Origin of the sequence: Mycoplasma razini (assembly GCF_048076865.1) — a bacterium.
Classification (GTDB): Bacteria; Bacillota_I; Bacilli_A; order Mycoplasmatales; family Metamycoplasmataceae; genus Mycoplasmopsis.
The window spans coordinates 804,669-823,238 of sequence record NZ_CP182212.1; the positions used below are offsets into that span (position 1 = coordinate 804,669).

At 28.8% G+C, this 18,570-nt stretch carries 8 protein-coding genes; all 8 read right to left on the reverse strand.

The window, feature by feature from the left end; all coding sequences use genetic code 4:
* Positions 1–54 precede the first annotated feature (54 nt).
* Entirely contained in the window at positions 55–1,044 is a 990-nt protein-coding gene (locus ACM0L0_RS03180) for an ABC transporter ATP-binding protein (protein ID WP_416738519.1), read from the reverse strand.
* Complete coding sequence (locus ACM0L0_RS03185; RefSeq protein ID WP_416738520.1) at positions 1,044–9,485, reverse strand: ABC transporter permease; 8,442 nt, start codon at positions 9,483–9,485, stop codon at positions 1,044–1,046. Before ACM0L0_RS03185 ends, ACM0L0_RS03180 begins: the two co-directional genes overlap by 1 nt.
* Positions 9,486–9,697: 212 nt before the next feature.
* Positions 9,698–11,410, reverse strand: coding sequence for a hypothetical protein (locus ACM0L0_RS03190; protein ID WP_416738521.1), 1,713 nt, complete (start codon positions 11,408–11,410; stop codon positions 9,698–9,700).
* 73 nt (positions 11,411–11,483) lie between these two features.
* Complete coding sequence (locus ACM0L0_RS03195) at positions 11,484–12,377, reverse strand: alpha/beta fold hydrolase (RefSeq protein WP_416738522.1); 894 nt, start codon at positions 12,375–12,377, stop codon at positions 11,484–11,486.
* 37 nt (positions 12,378–12,414) lie between these two features.
* A complete protein-coding gene (ftsH, locus tag ACM0L0_RS03200; protein ID WP_416738523.1) occupies positions 12,415–14,556 on the reverse strand; it encodes an ATP-dependent zinc metalloprotease FtsH in 2,142 nt (713 codons plus the stop codon).
* 84 nt (positions 14,557–14,640) lie between these two features.
* Entirely contained in the window at positions 14,641–15,543 is a 903-nt protein-coding gene (gene tilS / locus ACM0L0_RS03205) for a tRNA lysidine(34) synthetase TilS (protein ID WP_416738524.1), read from the reverse strand.
* A complete protein-coding gene (pth, locus tag ACM0L0_RS03210; protein ID WP_416738525.1) occupies positions 15,530–16,081 on the reverse strand; it encodes an aminoacyl-tRNA hydrolase in 552 nt (183 codons plus the stop codon). Before pth ends, tilS begins: the two co-directional genes overlap by 14 nt.
* Positions 16,082–18,307, reverse strand: a complete 2,226-nt coding sequence (locus ACM0L0_RS03215; RefSeq protein WP_416738527.1) for an ATP-dependent DNA helicase — start codon at positions 18,305–18,307, stop codon at positions 16,082–16,084.
* Positions 18,308–18,570: the final 263 nt, after the last annotated feature.

Consider the following 18,570-nt stretch of genomic DNA (forward strand, 5'->3'; position numbering starts at 1 on the left):
CTTTTAATCCTATACACAAGAATAAAACAAAAAGCCAGTCCCCTGGCTTTGTTCTTATTCTGTTCAATTCAATTCTTTTGGATGAATTGTTTTATTATTGGTTTTAATTTTAGAAATTCTACCTTTTTTAACATAGAAAATTCTATCAGCAATTGGTTCAACTAATGGGTTGTGAGTTACCATAACTATAGTTGTTCCATATTTTTTATTAATATCATATAAATATGAAAGTACGATTTCTGTAGTTGCTTCATCAAGCGCTCCAGTAGGCTCATCGGCAAAGATAATTTCTGCATTTTTAGCTAAAGCTCTTAAAATAGAAATCCGTTGTTGTTGCCCTCCTGACATTTGTGAAGGGAACTTATTTTTAATATCAACAATGTCAAATTCTTCAAATAATTGATCAATATCAAGCTTTTTATCTTTATCAGTTTGTAAGAAAGCACCTGTTTCAACATTATCATAACCATTAAGGTTTTGCAGCAAGTTATAGTTTTGGAAAATGAAACTAACATGTTTTCTTCTGAATAAAGTTAATTGAGTATCACTCATATATGGTAAGTTATCATCACAAACAATAACATCACCACGAGAAGGACGATCAAGTCCTGAAATTAGGTTTAGAAGTGTTGATTTACCACCTCCTGATTTACCAAAAATCATGACAAATTCACCTTTTTTAATGCTTAATGAAATATTCTTAAGCACACGAGTAACACTATTTCCTGCTAGATAGTATTTTGATACATCACGTACATCAATGATATTACCATCAAAGTTTTTTAAATCTTTATGGTCATCTTTAGGTCTTTTTTTGTTAGAAGCTTTTCTTAGCTTTTTCGCAATTGATCTATCAACAGTAATTTTATTAGCACCACCATCAGCATCTAAAACATCAAAAACATTTTTAACAGTAATCTTAACATCAGAAGTTTTTTTAGTTAAAACAACTTCTTCAATTTGTGTTTCAATGGTGTTTTCTTGAGTTGTATTGTTTGTTGAGGTAGGTAATTGTTTGTTTTGTTCTTCTTGAGGTAAGTTCATTATTTTCCTTTCAATAAATCAATCGCTTTGATTTTGTTAAGTGCGATTCAAGCTAATGAAGCTGTTGCAATGAATACAAATAGGATAACTCCAATTGTTAAGAATGCATTAGCTGGTGTAATTGCAAGTGGAATAGCGATTTTAGCTGCATTAGTTAAGAATGAACTAAAGACAGATATTAATCCATATGCAATTGGTAATGAGATTAAAATTGAAGTTACGATAAATGGTATATAGATACCAAAGAATATCTTAAGTTTTTCTTTTTCATTGTATCCAAGCACTGCTCAAATAGCAATATTCTTTTCATTTTCATTAATTAAGATAGTTGAAATAATAATTAGAATTACGATAGAAACTATAAAGGTTAGAATTGAGATAATTGTTACAACTATTTGCACTGTTTTGGCAATTGTCATTGTATAGTTAACTTCAATATCTTTAGAATCAATTGAAGCTGCACTTGGCACATAAAGCTTATCTTCAAAAATACGAGCGAATTTTTGAATGTATTTAGTTGCATCTGCTTTAGCAGTGATATAGCTGTCTCTTAATGCATTAACATCTTCACTTCCACTATATGTAGGGTTGAAGAATTTAGCAATTTGCACATCACTATATCCGATATTACGCATTGCTCCATTAACTTTTGAGTTTTCAACTGTTGTAGTTGATCCAAATAATCCATCAAATAATTCACCAATTGATTTACTTGTTAATCTTTCAGTGTCAAATGAATCAATACTTGCTCAGTAACCACTAATTGAGTATAGTGAAGCTGAGTTAAGAATTTGCATTGGTAATGGGTTATTTGATAAGACCCCATTAAATGCAGCTCCATTATTATATGCTGGATTAAATGTAATCATATTTAACCCTACAATTTCATCTGCAGCTGCCTTAGGAATAATAAATTCATTATTAATATATGAAGGGTTAATTCCAGCAACTACAAATTTATAAGTCTTGTTTCTAAGTTCAGAAGTATTTTTTGAACCTATTTCTTTATTGATCTTGTTTTGGTAACGATCAACTGTATTATTAGCTTTAATTTCAATTGTTTGACCAATTCCTAATCCATATGATTGAGCTACCACTTCATTAATAATTAAAGGTATTCTATCTTCTGTTGGATTTTGGTTGTATTGATCATTAATCTTCTTAAGCAAGTCTTCACCATTAGTTCCAATGATTTTAACTTCTTTAGATTCAGGTGAGTAACCATATAATCTAATATTTTGATTATTAGATTTTTCTTTGATTTCTTTGTTCTTAATAGCTAAGATATTAGCATCTACATAAGTATAAATCTCATCATAAATTGGGTTGAAGTATAATCCACCAAATGAAATGAAGAAGTCATTAATTGTTTCTGCTTTAGGATCTTTTGCAATTGCTTCATCATTACTTTGGGCAATAGCTTTATATCCTTGTACTAAGAATTCTCTATATGGATCTCTATAATTTGTAGTATTGATTGCCTTCATGTCGTAACCAGTACGTGAATTATTTAGCACCATGTAGTAGAATTTACCATTCATTATGTTTTCTTTATCTGGGAAGTATTCAAAGAAACCTTGTAGCCCTGTGATAGAAGTCTTATTAGTATCAACATCACCATATTTATCATAGACAATGCCAGCTTGAGTTTTTTCTAAAGCTTTACCAATTTTATCTCTAACTTTGAGGATACGAGATTTTTGAGAGTCAGGTAATGAGTTATATACTGAAGTTCATGGGTCTACACCAACTACAGAGTCAATAATAATATTAACTGAGAATTGTGAAATTACGTGTCCATCAAACTCATTTGGATTTCCATTTTTACCTAGGATATTAACTGCTTGGGATTTACCTGGTTTAAAGTAATCTGATTGATATTGGTCTAATTCTGAAATATTACCAATTGGCACATATAAGTTATTTTCTAGTTCACTAGATTGATATGGATTAATTGGTCCACCTTCTAATGTTGGTGAATATAAGTCAAATCTATAGTTGTAATTTCTATTTTGGTAAGTCTTATTAATTGATTCTTCAAAGACACCAAAAGTAGCAAATCCAAATAGTGTTGTTAATGAGGTTAACACTATACTAATACCAAATGAAGACAGTTTTCAAAAGCTATTAAATACCAATGAAGCTGAGAATTTACCTTTAACATTTCTTTTCTTAAAGGCTTGTGAGTATTTCTTATAGAATTCCCCAGTAGCAACTTCCACAATACCACTCATTAAGTCAATTGATTTAAATCTTAATGAACGCAATGAAACGATAATTATTAATAGCGACATAGCTAGCAATGGTACCACTATGTTAACTAATAATGAAATTCATGAAAATGTCAAGGTCTCGATCGGAACAGTTCAGTAGTTATCTAATATCTTAATACCAACACCTTGCAGCAAGAATCCCGTAATGTATCCTAAAATATCCCCTATAAAGATAGTGAAGAAAGCAAACACAGTCATTGAAATTGAAATTTCTAATGGTGTGTAACCTTGAGCTACTAAAATACCTATAACTTTGTTCTTATTTGAGATGTAACGTTTAATAATAAAGATAATTGAGATAGCAACTAATGTAACTAGAATTGAAAGTAGTACTTTAGCTGAATAATCAACTGAACGTACGATTCCTTTCATTGCTGTAATTCTAATACTTCTTTCTGGGTTCAGCATATCTAATTCATCATCTAAAAATACCCGTTGGAAGTCATCTTTATTAATTGTTTCAGCTTTAATAATCTTGTCTAATTCTTCTTTTAAAGCAACATTGCTTTTTGGGGTTACATTTTTAACAAGTAAGTATTCTTTAACAACATTTCCTCTGTAAGCTTGCTTAATTCTGTCAAATCCTTGAGAGTTAACATATACAACAGCTTGTGATTTAGGGTTCAATTGTAAGTTGTTTTCATCTAAAACTGGATAAATATTGTCATATGTTAAATCATCACCAATAATAATATATTCAGAACCATTAACACTAATTTTATATTCTTCAGGTAGAGTTGCAACTAGTGCAAGCATTTGGTTTGGATCTTTAGGTAATTTTCCAGTAAAGATTTTTTTATTATTTCTTTGTAATCAAGCATAGTTAACTTTAGCAATATATGAACCAACTTGGTCATATTTTAAAATGTTAGTTAACTTATTAACCCCTGTAATAGTGTCAAAAATCTTAATTAATACATCCATTAAGTTAACTTCAAATGGATTATATTTGACACTAGTATCATTTTTAGTCTTATCAAGTCAGTTATATAAAATGTCATTGTCAATTGCTAAAGAAACATCTTTATCACGCTCAAAGACTGGGTTAGAAACGCTCTTTTTAACTGAAGCTTCAATTAATTGATAAATATATTCAGGATTTTGTGCAATTAAGCTTTCGTAGTTAACAATCTTATTTGACACTAGGTAAGCAATATTTGCATTATTTTTAGCTAAATCACCAACTTCATTTGTATCTGTAAGATATCAAACAATAAATTCAGGGTGATTCATTACTAAAATATTAGAGAAAATAAAGTCTGGAATTCCAAGTGCAATTAATGAAGGCATCTTATTGTAATTATTATCAATTAAGAAGGCAATGTAATTGTAGTTAGCTTGAATATCTTTATTTGCTAATACTGAATTGATTAAAGCATAAATTGCATTGGCATCTGCATTGTCATATTTATAGTTTGTATAATGCCTATCGTCCTCCGCAATAGTTGGAGCATCACCAGTTGGTGCTAAAGTGACTTTATTGTATAAGTGTGATGAACCAATATAAGCAAATGATTTTGTTATGTTGATTTCATTTTGCTTAATAAATTCACTAAATTTTGTATTTTGAGCTACAAATTGAGCTAAAAGTGGATTTGTATAGTTGCCATTTTGATCAGTAGCAAAGAAATGATTTTTCATTTCAAAGATATTTGCCATTGAACGAGTAATTCCAAATCCGGTTGTTTCATAACCAATAATGTTATTTGCAGATGGTTGGAATAATTCAAAGCTATTAAAGTCATCTAATACTGCTTTATTATTAGCTAAATCAAGCAAGTTATTAGCAAATGCAATCTTTTCATCAAATGTATATTGAGGTGTTAATTCTGAGCTAAAAATTGATAATCAGAATTTATATAATAAGTATCCATTGCCCATCGCAGAGAAATCATCACTATTAACATTGTTTGGTTTTAAGAATTTACCTAAGATTTCTCTTAATAATTGGTAAGTTTGATTTTGTTTTACTGGCACTACATTTTGATATCAAGTAATAATGTCAGCTAATGAAGAATTAGCCCCTAAATTAGGATTAATTGTACTTTGTCTTAAAGCATCAAATGCATTTAGCATACTATTTAATTTGCTTAGTGCGCTTGCAGCATCAATTGTAGGTTGCTCATTGCTAATTCCTAAAATATCATGTGCTAATCCTTGATCATTTTGACTTAATTTTGTATAGTCAATTTGAGTAATTGAGCCTTGGTCTAAGGCATATTTATATTTTCTTAAGAAAGTATAAATTGAATTAAATCCATATCTATTAAATGGTTCACTAGTTACAGCAGCTCTGTTTTCATTTGCTGGTTCAGCAGGCTTACTTGAAACAGCTCCAAGTAAATCAAAGTAACCTAATTTATCATTATCAGCAGCTGGAATAGTTAAGTATCTATCTCCAGTTATTTTAATACTTGTGCCCTTATCTGATAGGTTTAAAGATTTAATTAATTCATCTTTTAGACTTCTATTTGAACCAGGAATTGAGAAAACAGCTTTTAATGTAGCATAAATATAATCAATGTTTGATAAAGAATCTGCTAAATAGAAATTGTAAGTAACAACATCTCTGCCTAGGATATAGTTATATGTACGAGAAATTAATTGGAATTTTTCAAGTTTTAATTTTGATTCTAATGTATCCGCAAACATATTAATATCAAAAGCATCAATTAAATATTTAATACCATCAAGTAAGTTTTTGTATTGATCATTGCTTCCTTTGTATGCATTAATCTTTAGAATAATGTTATTTACAAAAGGAGGCATGTTTTTAAGTACATAATACAATGGATTGTTATTATCTTCACTGTCTTGAATAAATTCAAGGTTAATGTTGTTGATAATTTCTTTTAATCCATCTTTAAAGGTGTCTTGATCAATTGATTTCATTAATCAAATAATCATTTGGTGTGTTGAGAGTTTTCTTTGTCTTTTAATTACTCTAGGTTCTCCTGTTTCAGGATCTTTAACTGTTTCTTCTTCGATTTTGTTATATTCTCGAGCTAAGAAATTAATAATGCTATCTGTATATTTAACAAAATCTACTGAGTTAATTATTTTAATAATGCTGTCAATAAATTTAACAGGATCTTTAGTAATACGTACTAAAGCTTGTGGAGTTATATATTGAGCTAACATATTTTGTCCGATAAGGCCAAAGAAGTTATATAAAGTTTGAATTTCACTTTCTAGATATTTTTGTTGGGCTTCTAAAGTGTTTTGTTGTAGCACTAAAGCTTTTGCTCTTGCAAAAAATCCAGTTAGAATTTTACTTACATAATCTCCATTAATATTGTGAGAAAGTTTATATAAAGCATCGATTGCTAATTTAGGAATAATATTTAAGTTAATTTGACCTGAAGCAAATACACCAGCAAAGTCATTTTTATCAAATGTATATTCAGCAGCTTCTGTAATTGCATAAACAGCATCTTTTGTTAAGAATCCTTGCTTAACAAGGTCTAGATCTAATAATCCTTTTTGAATGTTTTCTACAGCTTTGCTCATTGTTTTTTGGTTAATTGCCTCATTCATAATTTCAGAAAGAGGTGCTCTATATCCAAAAGGTACATAAACTACGTTATTAAATTCAGAACTCTTTTCAACTCATCCATTTGGATTTAAAGTTGCTTTAATAATTAACTTATTAGCTTTTAAGAAGTTTAATATGTCACCTGTTCAAATTAAACCATTCTTGTGTTTTGCAGCTTCATCAGGATTTGTTGTATTTGAGAATTGAACTGGTACATTTGTTCAATAATCAAGCTTACCTTCTTGGTTATATACTGGTTTTACTATGTAGTAGTAGAATCCACCATTTGTTTTGTATGTTGTAGCTGTAATACCAATGTTTGCAAACTTATTAAATTCACTATCAGGTGTTTCACTATTTGCATTTTGAACAAAGTGTGCTAATTTATACACTTTTTGTCCATAAATAGTAGTAGGTGCATTATTAGGATTATTGTAGTCTACTTGAACAAATTTATCAAAATCATAATCTGTTTTAATATATGTAGGTGAAGGCACAACATTTGTTGCAGCATTGAATAAAATTACATATGAAACATAATAATCTAATTGTTTGGTTCTGAAGAAATCATCAATTTCTAAAGACATATTGTTTAAGCCTGTAGGCTTGTCTTTTTCATTTATTAGTTTATTAATGTTATTTGTAATTCCATTAATTTCTTCTTTATCATTTCCAACATTAATAAATTGGAAAACATTCTTTTCTTGAGTTTTTTCATCAAATGAGTCAATTGTTAATTGTTGCTTAATACCGATATTTTCGGCTCCAACTTGTTCTTTAACTTTGTTATAAATGTTTTGCTTAACAATAGCTAAAGCACCACTTTTAATTTCATTAAATGTATCATGTAAAATGTTTTTATTAATTAATCTTGTATAAACAGCATCAGTTAATGTATTTTCATCAAAATGTTCAATGAAAGCAATTGTTTTAGCTTTTTCATACTTATATGACTCGTAGTTAGGGATTTCTGTCCCACTATGTCCATCAAATTCAGGCACTGTGAAAGCATCTGGTTGATCTTTTAGCACCTCTTTTAATTGAGTTGAAAGCTCATCGTAAATAGCTTTATAATCTTCATAAGAAGAGTTAGATAAACCACTAATTTTAGCTTGTGCTTGTTCTAAAATATTTTGAACTTGGCTAATAATTTGGCTATATTGAGAATCAGTTTTGTTATTGTTAATAAAGTCTTGAGCTAAGATAATAGTTTTATCAATTAACCCTTTAACAAAAATTAATTTTTCTTTATCAACTGTTTTAACACCATATTGATCTTTAATTGGTGCAAGCATTAAAGGTGTTTTTAAAACTTCATCTTTTGAAACAATTGGTTCTTGCTTAGAAACCAATTCAGGATCAGTACTCATCAACTGCCCATTGCTATCATATTTATAGATATAATTTGAAATGTTTTTTGATCAGTATGAGAATTCCTTAAACATTCCCGGAATTGTATTATTACCTTCAGGATTACTACTTATTAAATGCTCCATAAAAGCAATATAAGCTCCCTCTCACTTATCTTTGTATTTTAAGTAAGTTGATTCATAAACTTTTCTTTGATAGTAAGTGATTGTTTCTCTTTTAGCTGCCCATTTTAAAGGAACATTATATTCTTGACCTTGTGCAAACTGAAAATACTCTTTTTCAATAGTAGTCATGTATTCTTTATCTGCACCAAAGAGTTGTTGATAAGAAATTGAATTAACTAATTGTGCTTCCATTAATTCAGCAACTGTAGCATTTGAAATATTAGATACTAAAGTTGGATTAATGTTTTTGTCTTGAACAAACACTAATTTTTGTCCATTGTATTCTTTAAATCCTAAAGTTGAAATAAATTCACTAGGTTGTACTTCAATAACTGGAGCAGTTTTCTTTCAATTTTGTCCTTTTATTAAGTTGAATGTGATTTCTTTAGTAGGCACATTAATAAACATTGTTGAAACTTGAGAAAGAATTTTTCCTTCTGTTGATTCAGTTACATAAGCAATATCATTGATTTTATATTGCTTATCAAAATGAAGTTGTGTATCAGAAGTAAGTTTAACTTCTTTTTTAGCAGGGACATAAGCCCCATTTAAATCTTTTGTGAATAAGTCGATTAAATAATTAGAAGCAAGAGTAAAAGTTTTTTTAGCTTTGCTGTAATCAAGTTTTAGCACGCTATTATTAACATCATCACTTTTTAACAAGTTATACATCTTAATAAAATCAGTCTTTTTAATGTATCCTTGTGCATAATTAGGATCATCGATAAAGTCCTTAAGGGGCACAAAATCATCCTCGACTTTACGAAGATCTATGATGTCAAATGTTTTTTTGTAATTATCATCTACATATAAAATTGGTTTGTTATAAGCTTCTGGTAAAGCATCAGCTTGAGCTAACCCATTAATTAAATATCCATCATTATATGCCTTAGCATTTGTTGATAAGTTTAAGTCAATTGTTAAATCATGTGAAATTGATTTGTCCTTGATCTTGTTGTATTGTAATTTCATTGATTGCGCAGTATCATGTAGCAATGTAAAAATCCCAGATGTTAAAAATACTAAGATAGTTAAACCAGCTACAGTAGCTTTATTTCTAAATAAAGACCTAAAAACTTCTTTAAAAAGGTTCTTCATATCTCTCCATTCTTTCTTGCTTATAATTTAATATTTTAAATTATAGCTATTTTTTTCTGAGTTAGACTGTTTGCACTTTGTCTCAAGTTGCGCTAAATCAAAAATAAAAAAATAACTTTTATCCCTTGATTGTAGGGTTAAAAGTTATTTTATTTTAATATTTGTGCCTTTTAATAGTAACTTCTTAAGAAGTTTTTGTTTCGTTTCTTTCTCTAAATTGCTATTTTAGCTATTGTTTTGTAAATATTTGCATTGTTTGATTTTGTTATTAATTGGATAGGAATTTCAAGCACATACTCATAGCCTTTTTCTTTTTTATTTATCATTTTAATGCTTGCAGGAATGACGATTTGTAGCTTATTTGGATTCAAACTAGTGATATTAAAATCATCAATTTGCAATTGATCTTTGGCTTTATTTGCACTAGTTTCTTTTAACTGAATTGAGACATAATGAGGAGTTACTTTTAAGCTTGCTAAAGACTCTAATAAACTTAAATAATTTGAATCTTTATTGCTAGATGCTTTATAGCCTTTTTCATCTCAATATCTAATTTCAATAATGTCACTTAAATCATTTATTCCATTTACAATGCTAGTATATGCTGAAGTTTCAAAATCTAATGCAGTTCATTTATCAAAATATAATCCATCAGTTTCTAATGCATGATCACTAGCTAATTCTTCCACTTGAATTTGTCCTTCAATAGGGATTACTATGTTTTCTTTTGGTAATTGATACTTTTCTATCTTTCCTGTAGATAAATTAGTAAACTCAATTTCATTATGATTCTTTGCAAAATTATCCTCAATTCACTCATCAATCGAATTAAATCCAGGATGTCCTTTAAAGAAAATGTTATATTTATCAGAATATTTACTTGCAATATATGTTAAATAATTCTTATTATATTTTTCTACACTTGTACCTATAACTAACAAGCTTGGTTTGTTATTTTTTGCTTTTTGTTCGTTTACAACATCTCTAACATTAGCTCAATTTAATCCAGATATTTTTGACCAATGTTTCATTAATCTTTGTTTATCTTTATCACGAGAATTAAATATATAATCCTTAATTGATTTTCCTTCTTCATTAAAGAAAGGATAAATATTGTCTAATCCTGCTTGACGTAATGTCTTTACATCATTATTTAATGAGAAATATAGCTCTATTCTAGGCTTAAAAGTACTTAACAGATATTGACTATAATTATTTCATATACTTGGTCTGGCTCACTCATTGGTGTTTTTATTAAAGTATTGATCTTTAACTCATGGTAAACGCGTATTAAGAACAAAACTACCTGCTGTTGTAGAGTCTTCGATTGCTTTTATAGTAATGTTTGGATATTTATCTAATAAAGCGATAATTCCTGAAGCTTTTACAAAATGATCACTATTTATTCAAATTGCAATTTGCTTATTTGGATTTTGTTTAATGACTTCTTCCATTTTTATTTGAGCTTGAGAATATGCCTTAGTATTGATTGCAGTTACATCGCTTTTTGCCCTAATTTCCGATTCATTATTTTGATCTACTACACGTTTATTCTTTAAGAAATCCTCAAAATATTTAGCATCAATTTTAGACTGAAAATTCATATCTGTTGTGTAAATAAAATGTACTTCTTTATTAGATAACATAGCTAAACGCAGATAATTATAAAATGGTTGAACACCTCAAGAAGAATAATAAATATTAATATCTGATTCATTTTGTTGAGTAACAATATCAGATTTCTTCTTATCTAAATCTACATCATTAATTTTTGAATATAGTTTTTCTTCAGGCTTAAAGTTTACTTTTATCACTTCACCAAAGTATTTTTGGTTTTGTAAACTACCTACTGTTGCCCCTACTATGATTGCTGTTGACACAGGTATAGCTATTGCAGCTCCTATAATTCATTTTTTATGTTTCATATAACTCCTAATTTTATTTTATAGTTTTATATTGTGAGAAAAAGAAAAAACTCAAGTTGCCTTGAGTTTTTGCCTATTTATTAAGGAAATCAATAATATCTTGTATCACATAATCTTTTATTTCTTCGTGAATTATATCATGTCTACAATTTGGATAATCAATAGCTTCTAAATTAGTAAAACCAGCATTTTTAAGTTGAGTTTTAGATCATTTAGCGCCCTTGTATCCATATGTGACAGGATCATCAGCTCCACGAATTAATAAAATAGGACAGTTATTAATATTTTGATATCCATTTGTACTTTTTATGCCTTGCATAAGCTTAAAAACATCTTTAAAGCCAGCTACTCTAAATCCTTGACCACAATTTTTATCTTCTAAATAATCTTCAATATTTTGTGAATTTTTAGATACTCAATCGATTGGTGTTTTAGGATTTTTTATTTTTCAATTGTATGAGGCAAAACTTAGCACATTCATTAATGGTGAATAAGCTTCAGCCCCTTTTACACTTTGTAAAAATTTTGTCAATGCAATGCCAAGTGGAATTGCTTTTCGATAAGGTGGATATCCAGCTAGAATAACTTTCTTATAATGTTTTGATTCGGTTTTTAATAAATTACGAATTATTAAAGTTCCAAGAGAAAAACCATAAATAATGATCTTTGTTTGGTTAAAACGTTTCATAAATCATTTAGTTATAAGTTTATAATCTTCTAAAAGTAATTTATCGCCATCTTTGGCTGCAAAATAACCATGGATAGGTGCATTTGGACCGTGTCCACGCATATCACTAGTTAGCACAGTATAACCAGCTAAATTAAGCTTATTTACTAGATGACTTAAACGCCCTTGGTGTTCCTCCATTCCATGGATTAACTGAACATATCCTTTTGGATTAGGAACCTCATATAAACGCAATGATAATTGATAACCATCTTGTGCTGTAAGCATAATTTCTTCCATATTTGCTCCTTATTTTCTATATATAAGCAACATAGAATTATTTATCTTTATTTCTTGCGTCTTCAATTTCTTTAGCTCTTAAATCAAGGTTTGCTTGTTCACGAGCTTTTGCAATTTCTTCTTGTCTAACTTTTATTGCTTCTTCACTATTTAAAGTGCTTTTTTCTGCGTCATTTTCAGAAGCTTCTTGCTCTGTTTTAGATGTCATTTTAATTAGATCATCTAAATTTAATGGTTGAGCTTGTTCTTCCTTGTGTTCTACCTTTTTAGGAGGTAGTTCTAAATGAGTAGCAATGTAATCAATTTCTTCTGCTACAATAGTTTCTTTTTCTAATAATAAAGTTTTAATTAACTCTAATAATTTAGTGTTATCTTTAATTACTTGAGTTGCTAATCTCTTAGCTTCAAGCATTATTTTTCTAATTTCTAAGTCAATTTCGTGGCTTATTTGGTTTGATAATGAAGATGAAGTTGCGAGTGTTTTACCTAAGAATGGTGAACCTTCTTCTTCTTGATATTTAATAGGTCCTAAATCAGACATACCAAATTCGGTTACCATTCTACGAGCAATTGTTGTTGCTTTTGCAATATCATCTGATGCACCAGTTGAAATTTTATCTTCACCATAAATAATTTCTTCAGCTGCTCTACCACCCATAAAGCTTGCGATAGAAGCTAATAATTCTTCTTTTGTATAGTTGTATTTTTCGTTTTCAGGCATCATTAAGTTATATCCACCTGCTTGTCCACGTGGGATAATAGTGATTTTTTGAACTTTATTTCCTCCTGGAACTTTAATACCAACTACAGCGTGCCCTGCTTCATGGTATGCAACCATTGTTAATTCTTCACGAGTAATTGTTCTTGATTTTTTAGCTGGTCCAGCCATTACTCTATCAATAGCTTCATCAACTTGATCTCTTGTTATTACACCAGTATTTTCACGGATAGAAAGTAACACAGATTCATTAATAACGTTTTCTAATTGAGCACCTGAGAATCCAGGTGTTCTTCTTGCAACATTTTCAAATGTAATATCGTTTGCAAATCTTTTACCCTTTGCATGTAGTTTTAAAATTTCTTCACGTTCTTTAACATCAGGTAATCCAACAGTAATGATTCTGTCAAAACGACCAGGTCTTGTTAAAGCTGGGTCAAGTACATCTGTACGGTTAGTTGCTGCAATGAATAATAATCCAGAGTTTTCTTTAATACCATCCATTTCAACAAGAAGTTGGTTTAATGTTTGTTCACGTTCATCGTGACCTCCACCAATACCACTTCCACGAGTTCTACCGATTGCATCTAATTCATCGATAAATACGATAGCTGGAGCATTTTTTCTTGCTTCAGCGATTACTTGTCTAACTCTTTTTGCCCCCATACCAACAAATAACTCAACAAAGTTAGATGCTGAAACGAAGAAGAATGGAACATCAGCTTCTCCAGCTGTTGCTTTAGCAAGTAAGGTTTTACCTGTTCCAGGAGGACCTCCAAGTAAAATACCACGAGGCATTCTAGCTCCTGAAACTTCATATTTTTTAGGATTCTTTAAGTAGTCAACAATTTCGCTAATTTCTTCGATTGGTTCTTTGTTTCCTGCAACATCAGAGAATTTCTTATCTGATTTGATAATTTGAGCAGGGCTCTTGTCACCAAACATACTTGAACTTTGACCATTCATCATTTTCATTTGGTATCTGAATAATAGAACCATTAATAAAATGAAAATTAATGTTGGTAAAAATGGCAAGATATAAGAAGCAAAAAAGCTTGGAGTAGGTGCTTGTAGCACATTATAAGTTTTAGTTGCAGTAGCTAAAGTAGCTGCCAATCTTCCATTACTATCTAAAAGATCAGATAATAATCCAGCACTACCACCGGTTGTAAATTTAATCGCTTCAGATACAACCTGATCACCAATTATACTGTTTCTTACATAAATACCTAAAATAGAGTTTTGATATGGGTTAAAAACTATCTCTTGGAAGTATTTGCCATCTGGACCAGTAGTATTCGCTACATTAGCAGATTTAAGATTAGTAATAAATTCAGAAGTATTTCATACTGTAGCTGCATTTACTTTACTAATGATTAAGTAAGTCATAATTCCAATAGCAAATAGAATAACAAGAGTTGTTATTATAGTTGTCCATCTTTTTTTCTTTTTTGTATCCATTTTGTCCTTTCTTTTTATATTATGTAATTATATACTTTTATTTAAAAAAATAATATTAGCAAATGAATTATTTCCTTGCTAATATTATTGGTTATTTGGTAATTTTAAATGACCTTTTTCTTTGTTTAAAAAATCATTATCATCCAATTTATAAGTAGAAGTTCTATTCTTAGAAAGTAAGAAATCAATTATTGAACGCAACTTTCCAGAAGTTAAATTAATATGATCATAATTTTGATTAATAAATTTGTAAATAAGTTCTTCTTTAAATTTTAATTTTTTAAAGATGTCTTGTGAGTAATTACTTTTTACTCATTTTTTATAATTGCGACTTATTTTTAATTGTTCAACTTTTAATTTTTTATTTTTTAATCTGAAATATCATACTCAAATACTTTTAAGAAGCAAATGATTACGATATGTCATACGAATTTTGTTTCGGGTATATTCTTGTCTTAGATTGCTTGAATCAATGTGAAAAGGTATTCTTTCATAAATACATTTATGAGCAATATAATCTTTTCAATATTTATTAACATATGGTCTATAAACATTCATGCCATAAATTTTGTTGTGTTTTTTAATTCCAAAGAAATCTTTTTTTCGATTAGATTCTCTTGTCATCATAGCACTTTCAAAAAAGTCATCCTTGTTATGTGCTATTAATAAATAATTGCAAGATTGATCATGATAAATTTGCTTGAAAAATTCATATCTTTTTTCACGAGCTCAATCTTCAAAATTACCACCAGTATAATCATTTTTATTTAGCTCTAAAACAAAGAGTGGTAATTTATATTTTGCACAATATTTTTTAACTATATCAGTTTCAATGCTGCTATCGTCACGTTGATGATAATTAACGTGCGCCACTACTACATTGTACTTTTTGAATCTATCTAATAAGAACATACTATCAGAACCACCACTTACTGCTATTAAATATTTGTTACTTGGATCTTTTTTAAAAAACTTATTTTTTAACATTGTATTTATTCATCACTGTGTAAATATCATTAAACGCAAATGATATTGCAGCATTAGCAGCATTATCTAAAATTGGTTCTAAAATTCTCATTTGTTCTTCAGTAAACTTACCAAGAACAAAATCTCTTAAAGCTGAGTGATGAGGTGTAGTGATTCCAATTTTTAAGCGTTTGAAATCTTGTGATCCTAATTGGTCAATAATACTAATCACTCCATTGTGTGAACCACCTGAGCCACCCACTTTTATACTGCTTTTGCCTAGAGGGTAGTCTTTTTCATCATGTATTACCATAACATCATCAGGTGAAATTTTAAAGAAATTACAAATTCCTGCCACAAATGATCCTGAATCATTCATGTAAGTTAATGGTTTAGCAATTATTAAATCATCAACTTTGGCATATACGCCATTGAATTTATTTTTGTTTAATTCAACTTGTAGTTTATTACAAATTTTATCAATTGTTAAAAATCCTGCATTGTGACGTGTAAATTTATATTGTTCACCAGGATTTCCTAATCCAACTATTAATTTCATTTATTCTCCTTTAACAAAGTAAGCAAAATGGGTTAAGATAGGTTTTTCGTAAACATTACTTCTTAAGATAACTTCACCATAATTAGTTTGATCATTTGTAATAATGATTAAGTTTTTCATTGCCCGTGAAGTAGCTGTATATAGTAATTTTTTACTCAACATACGTTTATGACTTGGATGAACTAAAAAGATAATAACATCTAGTTCACTTCCTTGGAATTTATGAATTGTAGTCCCATATGCAAGGCTTATTTGTTCATTAAATTCACCTCTAGAGTACTTAATTGTATTCTTTCAATTATTTGCACGTTTAAAAGTTACATAAATATGAGAAACTTCTTTTTTCTTATTTTTTCCCACTGTAAATTCGACTTTGTCAATATATCCTATATCACCATTACATACATCTTCATCAAGTCTATTTTCTAATTGAATAACTTTATCACCAACTCTAAAGTTAACACTTCTTCCGTTACGTTTGTATGATAAAAATGTTTCGTTATCAGGATTAATTTCTTCTTGAATTAATCTATTAATTTCAAATAACCCAAAATCACCTTTATATGTAGGACATAGTAATATAACGTTTTCTAATCCATGTTTTTGCACTTGTTTTTTGTAAATTTCTACCACTTTATTTGCTACCAATTCATCTGGTGCTTGATATAAGTCGACTTCTTCTTTTTTAAAGCCTGGAATTCCATTATTTTTAATTTCTGTGAAGTGTTTTCAAATTGAAACTGAATCACTTCTGAAAAATTCATCTAAAAATGTGACAGAAAACTTATTAGACTTAATAATTTCTCTTAATAAATCCCCAGGACCAATTGGTGGTAATTGATCAACATCTCCAATTAAAATTATTTTTTCAAGCGCTGGGCAAGCATTTAATAATTTATCAAATAGATTTATATCAACCATTGAAAACTCATCAATTACAATTACTTTCATTTCTTTTAAAGTCTCTAGATGGTCACTTGAAATTTCTTCAGAAGTATTTGCAATTCTTAAGAAACTATGAATAGTTCTTACACGACTATTTATTTTAGAAGTAATATTCGTTGCAGCCCTACCTGTAGGTGCTAAAATTGCATAATCAACATCTAAAACTAAATCACTTTTCTTTAAAGTATCAAAAATATGTTTAATAATAAATGTTTTTCCTGTCCCAGGACCACCTGAAATTATTGAAACATTTGAATTAATAAAATTATAGTAACCTTGCTTTTGATTTTGAGATAGTTGACTTAATTCATAATCACTTTTTGGACTTAATTGAATTCTATTTGGTATTTTGACTAAATATTTTAATTTAGCAGCAATAAATTTTTCTTTATCAACTGTTTGCTTACGTGATAAATAAACATTGTGATTTTGATCAAATGATTTAATTAATTTATCATGTGCTGATAGATACTCAATATACTCATAGATACGTGTAATATCATAATCAAAAATAAATCTTAATTGCTCAACAATATACTCATACGGAATTAAGGTAGAGTTATCATTCTCAAGTTGTTCCATAATATCATCTAAATAAGCCTCAAAACGATTAATAGAAGCTAGATCTCAACCAATTTCGATAGCAAACTCATCAATTACTGGTAAAGAAGGATAAATTTTGTTTAAATACAATAAATAAGGGTTTTGACTTTTGTAATAATCAACAAAATCCATATCTTCAGTTTTATGGTGTTTTTTAAGCGCTTCTAAGAGATCTGACATGTTACGTGAATAAAAGAATTGAATATTATTGTGTTCTTCATCAGAAACACCCATTAGAGCTTTTATCCGTGGTTCATTATCATTGTAATATTTAACAAGTGAATTTAATTGTTTACTTGACATTACTTCTAGTAATTTATCTTCGTTAGCATCTAAATCTGCTATTAGTTTAAATAAATTACCTCCAAAAGCATCGATCATCTTCTTAGCAGACATTTTTCCGACATTTGGAACATTTTTAGAGATTAAATCTTCTCAATTAATTTCTCTCTCTTCTAAAATCGGAACATAAGCCTTTAAAATAAATGAATTTTTGTTTTTTGGACTTTCAGTAACTGTAATTTCATACTCAGTAAATAGGTCCGGAACATTACCTCTGCAATAAACAGGATAATTCATGTTTGAATTATCCGATCTGAATAATAAAAATGCCCAATTTTGATCTTTTGAGCCACTTAAAATCTTTGCAAATTTTCCTCTAAATACTGATTCTGCCATAATTATTTAAATTATAATGTTTTTATTTTTTTATATTACTAAAAAATATTTTAATATGTACCTTATCCCCAGAAGTTATCCACAAGTTTTTCCACTTTTTAATCTGTGGATAAGTCTTTTTTATTCACAAGCAAAGTCATATCTATTTAAAAAATTGTGGAAAAAGACAAATATCCCTATTTTTTAGACTTAAAAGTTGTGAATAACATTGTGGATAACTTGTACTTAATTGATTAAATAATATATTTATTAACATACTACTT